At 64.0% G+C, this 8,306-nt stretch carries 1 protein-coding gene; it reads right to left on the reverse strand.

The genetic code is table 11. The features are described from left to right. Positions 1 to 8,306, reverse strand: an 8,306-nt coding sequence (locus AO065_RS00100) for a non-ribosomal peptide synthetase (RefSeq protein ID WP_155737744.1), incomplete at both ends; no start/stop codon positions are given.

The following is an 8,306-nucleotide window of genomic DNA, read 5'->3' on the forward strand; positions in this document are numbered from 1 at the left end:
ACCGCGAGCATGGCCACCAGCGTATCGAGGCCGCGACGGGCCATGACGGCCACGCGGTCGTCGGTGCGCACGCCGAGGCTGATCAGATGATGGGCCAGCGCGTTGGCGCGCAGGTTAAGTTCGCCGTAATTCAGACGACGCTCGCCGACCTGTGCCGCAACGCTTTCGGGCGCGCTGGCTGCACGGGCTTCGATAATGGCGTGCACCGTCTGCTCGTTATCCACCGCCACGGCAGTCGCATTGAGCGTTTCCAACAGGTAACGCCGCTCCTGCTCGCCGACCAGAGCAACGCGATCAAGCCGCGTGTGCTCATGAGTCGCCAGCGTTTCAAGGATCTGCACGAAGTAGTTCAGATACCGCTGCGCCGTCGCTTCGTCGAACAGCCCCGTGGCGTAGTCCAGCGAACCGACCAAGGTTTCGCCCTGCTCGCTCAGGTTCAGCGACAGGTCGAACTTGGACACCTGACTGACCTGTTCGACAGGCGCCACCACCAGACCGCCAAGCGGTACGGCAACGTGCTTACCCGGCATCCAGTTCAGCGTGGTCTGGAACAATGGAGCATGGGCCAGGCTGCGTGTCGGGCGAACCACTTCCACGACCTGCTCGAACGGCAGGTCCTGATGGTCCTGCGCCTCAAGTACACGCGCCTTGACCTGCGCCAGCAGCGCTTCACCGCTCGGACTGCCCGAGGTGTCGATACGCACGGCCAGGGTGTTGACGAACAGGCCGACCAGGTCTTCCAGTTCGGTACGACCGCGTCCCGCCACCGGGCTGCCGATCACCACTTCGGCCTGACCGGAGAGACGTGTGAGCGTCGTGGCCCAGGCGGCCATCAGAGCCATGTACAACGTGACGCCCTGGCGTTGCGCCAGTTTGCGCAGATCGGCCGCAAGCCTTGCATCCAGCTGCAACGCGAGGCTGGCGCCTGCAAAGTCCTGCTGTGCCGGACGCGGACGGTCGGTCGGCAAGGTGAGCAGTGTCGGCGCGCCTTCCAACACTTGGCGCCAGTAGGCGGCCTGGTGTTGCAGACGCTCACCGGTCAGCCAGCGACGTTGCCACACAGCGTAATCGGCGTACTGGATCGCCAGCGGTGGCAGCGGGTCAGGCTGTTCCTGACAGAACGCCGGGTACAGCGCGAGCAGTTCCTGTGTCAGTACGCCCATCGACCAGCCATCGGCGACGATGTGGTGCACGGTCAGCAGCAGCACATGACGCTCATCCGCAACCTGCAGCAGATGGGCGCGGATCAGCGGGCCGTGGGCCAGGTCGAACGGGGCGACTGCCTCGGCACGCAGACACGCCTCCAGGCTCAGGGGAGCGTGACGAATGTCTTCGACTAACAGCCTGGCGTCGGCGGGCGTGGGCACGAACAGCACTTGCGCACTGTCGCCGCTGGCCACGAACCGGCTGCGCAAGGTTTCGTGGCGTTCGACGATACGCGCCAGGGCTCGCGTCAGTGCCGTGACGTCGAGCGCGCCTTCAAGGCTCAGTGCCATCGGGATGTTATAGGCCTCGTTGCCGCCGTCCATCTGTGCCAGGAACCACAGCCGTTGCTGGGCGAAGGACAGTGGCATTGGCTGGTCGCGCTTCACCGGCAGAATCGAAGGCAATTCGCTGCGGGCCACGCCAGACAACGCGGCCGCCACAGCGGCCAGCTCACCAAGGGCAAACAGCTCACCCAGCGGCAGTTCCACGCCCAGTTGCTGGCGAACCTGAGACACCATGCGCATGGCCAGCAGCGAATGCCCGCCCAGATCGAAGAAATGGTCGTGACGGCCGACTCGCTTGACCTGCAGCACCTCGGCCCAGATCTCGGCCAGTGCCACTTCGAACTCGCCTTCAGGCGCTTCATAGCTCACTCCGAACAACGCAGAACGTTCGGGTTTGGGCAGCGCACGGCGATCCAGTTTGCCATTGGCTGTCAGGGGCAGCGTCTTCAGCTCGATGAACGCCGTCGGCACCATGTAGTCCGGCAGGCTGGCCTGCAAGTGCGCGCGCATCTGTTCCGGGGCAAGCAGCGTGTCTTCTTCATGGCTGGTGTAATAGGCCACGAGTCGCACGTTGCCCGGTTCGTCCTCGCGAGCCAGCACCACGGTTTCGCCAATGCCCGGCAACTGGTGCAGGCAGCTGACGATCTCACCCAGCTCGATACGGAAGCCGCGAATCTTGACCTGATCGTCGTTGCGTCCCAGGCATTCCAGCTGACCGTCTTCCATCCAGCGACCGAGGTCGCCGGTGCGATACATCATGGCGCCTGGCTCATCGCTGAACGGGTCGACAAGGAATTTCTCGACGCTCAGCTCCGGGCGATTCAGGTAGCCCAGCGCAACGCCGTCGCCCCCGATGTACAGCTCGCCCGTCACCCCCTTGGGCGCCAGACGCTGATGAGCATCCAGCACATAAATACTCGTATTGCCGATGGGACGGCCAATCGGCACGCTCTCGTCTCCCTCGGACACGGCGCGCACTTCGCAGGTGGTGGCGAAAGTGGTGGTCTCGGTCGGACCGTAGACGTTGAACAGGCGCAGGCCCTGCGCCTGGCTCAGCAGCGCCCGATAGCTGGCAGGGTCTGCGCGCTCGCCGCCAGAAAGCAGCAACCTCAAGCCTTGCAGGGCTTGCGGAATCTGTTGCACGTACTGGTTGAACAGCGCCGTGGTAATGAACAGCACGCTGATTCGGGCATCGATCAGCAAGGCGCTGAAGCGAACCGGATCGACCAGCGTTTCATGGTCAACCACACATAGCTGCCCGCCATTGAGCAAGGCACCCCACACTTCCATGGTGCTGGCATCGAACGCCGGGTTGGACGCAAAGGCGATGCGGTCATGTTCGTTGAAATCGGCATAGCCGTTGTTCAGCACAAGACGGGCGATACCGCGATGCGGCACGCGCACCCCTTTGGGCGCGCCGGTCGAGCCCGAGGTGTACATGACGTAGGCCGCCGTGTCCGAACCCTGCTCCAGTTCCGGGTCGTGTCCCGGCTGGCCGTTCAGATCAAGGCTGTCCAGATCGATACGGCGCGTTGCCGCGTTGATGGGCGCCGTGCTGCGAGTCAGCACGCAGACGGCCTGGCAGTCATCCAGCATGTAGCTCTGGCGTTCTGCAGGTGCATTGACATCCAGCGGAACGAAGGTCGCGGCGCATTTGCTCACCGCCAGTTGGCCGACCAGCAGCTCCAGTGAACGTGGAAGTACGATCGCCACGTGGTCGTTGGGCGCAATGCCCTGTTCGATCAGGTAATGAGCGAGGCGATTGGCCTGCGCGTTCAGCTCACCATAGGTTATCGAGCGCTGGCCATGCTCGGCGGCCACACGATCAGGATGCCGGGCGGCACGCTGTTCGAACAGACGGTGCACAGGCTGCTCGCGTGGGTAATCACGGCGGGTATCGTTGAACACGCTGAGCTGTTCCTGACGCTCGGCAGCAGGCAAAATGGCCAGTTGCGTCATGTCCGTGTCCGGCTGCTGTTCAAGCGCCAGAATCAGGTGCGTCAGCGCTTCGTGCAGGTAATCGCATATCCGTTGCGGTTCGATGCCCGGCGTGGCCTGCGCCGTGAAACTGAAACCTTCGCCCAGATCATCGACGCTCAGGGTCAGTGGATAGTTGCTGCGTTCCTCGGCGTTCAGCACCTCGATGCCTTGCCAGGCCTGCACAGTCGCGTCGTCAGCGGTTTTGTGTGCCGCGCTGTGACGGTAGTTGAGCAAGGTGTTGAACAGCGGAGCGCCCGCAGGCAGTGCGCTGCAGCGCTGGGCCAGCGCCAGTTGCGCATGCTCGTGGGTCAGCAGACCGGTCAGCCTGCGGTGAGTGTCGAGCACAGCGTCGCGCACCGACTGGCTGCCCAGTTCGATGCGCAGCGGCAAGGTGTTGATGAACACACCCAGCGCCCGCTCCACACCTTCGGTGCCGTGCAGGCGGCCCAGCAGTACCGTGCCGAAGACCACGCTTTCGCGTCCCGACAGGTGCCCGAGCACCTGGGCCCAGGCCAGGTGCATCAGACTGGCGGCGCTGACACCCAACAGACGCGACTGATCGCGTACCTTGTGGCACAGGGTGTCATCCAGCACCAGACGTGCCTCGTGGGGAATGTCTTCCTGCGAGGCGAACGCAAGGCCATACGGCAGCGTCGGCTCATCGATGTCGCCCAGCTGTTCGCGGAAGAACGCTTCGTGGGCGGCATCGTCCGGGCCTTGCAGCACCTGAGCGATGTAGTTGCGGTATGGAACAGGCTCGGCCAGCTGCGCGTGGTCGCCCAGCAGGATGCCTTGCAGCTCCTGGCCCAGTACATCGAGTGCCACATGGTCCATGACCACGTGATGGAAACGCAGCGCCGCAGCGATCAGCCCGGTGGCCGGATCATGAGCGTGTACCAGATGCAGCAGCGGTGCCTGGGTCAGGTCCATGCGCGGCGCGTCGTCCAGATCCTGCAGTTCAACCGCATCCACACGCAGTGTCGCCTTGCGCCACACGACCTGCACCGGAGCTTGCAAGCCTTCCCAGAACAGCGCCGTACGCAGGATGTCGTGACGCTCTATCACCTGTTGCAACGCACCGCAGAACGCGTCCAGACGTGTCTCATCAGCAAAGGTGAATCGAGGCTGCAGCAGGTACGGGTCGCTGTCGCCAGCGGCCAGGTGGTGATAAAGGATGCCGGCCTGCAACGGCCCGACCGGGTAGATGTCCTGCAGATTGGCAGCACCGCCAGGCACATGGGCGACGATCCGGTCGATGGCCTCTTGATCCAGCTGCACCAGCGGCAACAGGTCCGGTGTGATGTAACGGCAATCCGCATCGATCCGGTTCGCCGGAATCTGCAGCGCACTGTCAGTGCCGACCGCGCTGGCCAGCGCAGCTAGGGTTGGCTGGGCGAACAGCACGCGAATGTCGGCGCTCATGCCCAGCTTGCGCATGCGTGCGATCAGCGTGACGGCGAGCAGCGAATGGCCGCCCAGTTCGAAGAAGTGATCCTGACGCCCTACTCGGGCGACGTTCAGCAGCTCGGCCCAGAGTTCGGCAAGAAGCGCTTCGGTTTCGCACAGCGGCGCCTCGTAGCGACGGCTCAGCACTGCGCTTGCGTCCGGTTCCGGCAGCGCTGCGCGGTCCAGCTTACCGTTGAGGCTCAGAGGCAAGGCCGACATCGCGACATAGGCGGTCGGCACCATGTAATCCGGCAGTTGCGCCAGCACATGGGCGCGCAAGGCCTCAATGCCAGGTGCCGAATGACCTTCGCGGCAGCTGAACCAGGCCACCAGACGTTCGCCATGCAGCAGCACAGCCACTTCACGCAGTGCCGGATGGGCGCTCAGGCGCGCTTCGATCTCGCCCAGTTCAATGCGCAGGCCATGCAGCTTGACCTGGAAGTCGTTGCGGCCGAGGAACTCCAGCTGGCCGTCTGCACGCTGGCGAACCAGATCGCCGCTGCGATACAGGCGGTCACCGGGTACGAACGGGCTGTCGATGAAGCGTTCGGCCTGCATGTCAGGCAGGTTCAGGTAACCACGGGTGACACCCGCACCACCAATGTGCAGCTGACCCACCACGCCTTGCGGCACCGGCTGGTCATAATCATCCAGAACATACAGCCGCGTGTTGCTGATTGCGCGACCGATTGGCAAGGCCGATTCCGGAACCGGTTCATGAGGCTCCAGGGTCCAGACGCTGCAGTCCACCGTGGCTTCAGTCGGACCATAGACATTGTGCAGACGGACCTGTGGCAGACGCAGACGGACCTGTGCCGCCATGGCTGCGGTCAGTTCGCCGCCGCCACAGACGATGTCGGTCAGGCTGACGCAATGGGCGCTTTCATCGAGATCGACGAACTGTTGCAGCAGCGCGGGCACGAACTGCACCACGCTGACCTGACGGTCCTGAATTTCCTGGACCAGATACGCCGGGTCGCGCTGACCATCGGGACGCGCCAATACCAGACGCATGCCCGCACACAGGGGCCAGAACAGTTCCCAGACCGAGGCATCGAAACTCACCGGCGTCTTGTGCAGCAGCGCACCGTTCGGCACCGGCGGACACAATTGCGAACTCCACTGCACCAGATTGCACAGGCCGCGATGTTCGACCATTACGCCCTTGGGCGCTCCGGTAGAACCCGAGGTGTAGATCACGTAAGCCAGATGGCCCGCCCCCAACCCCTGAACAACCGGGTTCTCGGGCGATTGTGCGTTCCAGGTGCAACTGTCCAGATTCACCTGCGGCAGCGGGCGATCGGCAAAACGCGCCTGCGTCGTGCCATCGACCAGCAGCGCCACGGCTTCGCTGTCGCCGAGCATGTAGGCCAGACGATCCATCGGGTAGCCCGGATCCAGCGGCACGTAGGCACCGCCGGCCTTGAGCACAGCCAGCAGGCCGACTACCAGCTGCGGACCACGCTGCAGGCACACCGCAACGCGGCTTTCAGTCTGCACGCCCTGCCCGATCAGATGATGAGCCAGACGATTCGCGGCCTCATTGAGCTGGCGATAGCTCAGGCAGACACCGGCCGACTCCAGCGCAACGGCATCCGGCGTCCGAGCCACCTGCGCCTCGAACAACGCCTGCAGAGGCTGATCAAGCTGGAAATCCTGCTCGCTGGCATTGAACTCCACCAACAGACGACGGCGCTCCTGAGGCCCCAGCAATCCGGCTCTGGCAGGCACGGCGTGCGCGTTGCCGACCATCGTCCATAGCAACTGCTCCAGGTAACCCACATAACGTACAACGGTCGATTCGTCGAACAGTGCCGTGGCGTAATCCACCACACCGCCGAACCCTTCATCAGTCTCACCCATGCTCAGGGTCAGGTCGAACTTGGCGAAGGTCGGCTGCTCGGACAGCGGTTGCAGGTGCAGGTCGCCCAATTGCAGCCCAAGCCCCTGGCTGCCGTCCCAGGCCAGCGAGGCCTGGAACAACGGGCTGTGGGCCAGACTGCGCGGCGGCCGCAGGCGTTCCACAACTTGTTCGAACGGCAGGTCCTGATGTTCCTGAGCCTGGATCACCTGAGACTTGATGCGCGCCAGCAACTTGCTGACGTCGGGCTCACCGGACGTGTCGATGCGCACGGCAAGGGTGTTGACGAACAGACCGATCAGTTCTTCGACTTCGCTGCGCCGGCGGTTGGCCACCGGCATGCCGATCACCACCTCGGACTGTCCTGACAAGCGCGCCAGCAGCACGGCCCAGGCCCCCATGAACAGCATGAACGGTGTCACGGCATGAAGCTGGCAGAAGGTTTTCAGGTCATCGCACAGGCGCGGATCAAGACGCACGGCAACGCTCGCCCCCGAGTAGTCCTGACGCGCCGGGCGTGGCCGGTCGGTGGGCAGGGTCAACAGCGCTGGCGCGCCGCTCAGCGCCTGATGCCAATAATCGCTCTGATGGCTCATGCGCTCACCGTCCAGCCAGTCGCGCTGCCACAGTGTGTAATCGGCGTACTGCAAGGCCAGCGGCGGCAGTGGATCGTCCAGCCCCTGGCTGAAAGCCCGGTACAGCGTGGTGAGTTCACGGGTGAATACGCCCAGCGACCAACCATCGGCAACGATGTGGTGCAGGGTCAGCAACAGCACGTGCCGGTCTTCGGCCAGGCACAACAGACGCCCACGAATCGGCAGATCATCCAGCAGATCGAACGGCTGTGCCGCTTCTTCGCGAACCACACGTTGCAGCGCCTGCTCGTCCTGACCGCGCAAGTCCTGCCAGAGCAGGTCGGGAACGACGGACACCGGTGCAGCCTGCACACGGGCCTCGCCTTCCTGCTGTATGAAACGACTGCGCAGGCTGTCGTGGCGGACCACGATGCGCTCAAGGGCGCGTTTCAGTGCGCGGGTATCCAGTTGGCCGTTCAATTGCAGGCCCAGCGGAATGTTGTAGGCACTGTTGGCGTCTTCCATTTGCGCCAGAAACCACAATCGTTGCTGGGCAAAGGACAGAGGCACCGGCTCGTCATGACGGGTGGCCTGAATGGCAGGCAGCTCACTGCGCCCGGTGCTGCCCAGGCAGCGCGCAACGGCTGCCAGTGCGCTGTCGGCAAACAGATCGCCCAGCGCAAGCTCCAGTGAAAGGCGCTGGCGCACCTGGGACACCATGCGCATGGCCAGCAATGAGTGGCCGCCCAGCTCGAAGAATCGGTCGTGGCGCCCTACCCGCTCAACCTGCAGCAATTCGCTCCAGATCGCCGCCAGGGCAATTTCCAGCTCGCCTTGCGGCGCCTGGTATTCGCCGGTGTTCAATGCGTCACGATCCGGTACGGGCAAGGCACGACGGTCGACCTTGCCGTTGGCGGTCAGCGGCCAGGCATCCAGACGCACCAGTGCGCTGGG

Source organism: Pseudomonas viridiflava (genome assembly GCF_001642795.1).
GTDB lineage: Bacteria > Pseudomonadota > Gammaproteobacteria > Pseudomonadales > Pseudomonadaceae > Aquipseudomonas > Aquipseudomonas viridiflava.